This is a genomic window from Pseudoalteromonas sp. SR43-2 (assembly GCF_014163885.1).
In the GTDB taxonomy this organism is placed as follows: Bacteria; Pseudomonadota; Gammaproteobacteria; order Enterobacterales; family Alteromonadaceae; genus Pseudoalteromonas; species Pseudoalteromonas distincta.
In genome coordinates, this window is sequence record NZ_JACJED010000060.1 from 1 (window position 1) to 259 (window position 259).

Below are 259 nucleotides of genomic sequence, written 5' to 3' on the forward strand. Positions count from 1 at the left end.
GTCTAAAAATTCAGTTGTCCTAGTGACACATTTATGTGTCCCCATCGTCTAGAGGCCTAGGACACCGCCCTTTCACGGCGGTAACAGGGGTTCGAATCCCCTTGGGGACGCCACTTACTTATTTTTAATAGGGAAGTGAAGTGTTATTAAGAAAGCTCGCCTGAAACGAGTCTAAAAATTCAGTTGTCCTAGTGACACATTTATGTGTCCCCATCGTCTAGAGGCCTAGGACACCGCCCTTTCACGGCGGTAACAGGGG

The 259-nt window shown here is 48.3% G+C and carries 1 tRNA gene; it reads left to right on the forward strand.

The features are described 5' to 3' along the window. The first annotated feature begins 37 nt into the window (after positions 1-37). Positions 38-113: transfer RNA gene (locus H5120_RS20085), tRNA-Glu, on the forward strand. Positions 114-259: the final 146 nt, after the last annotated feature.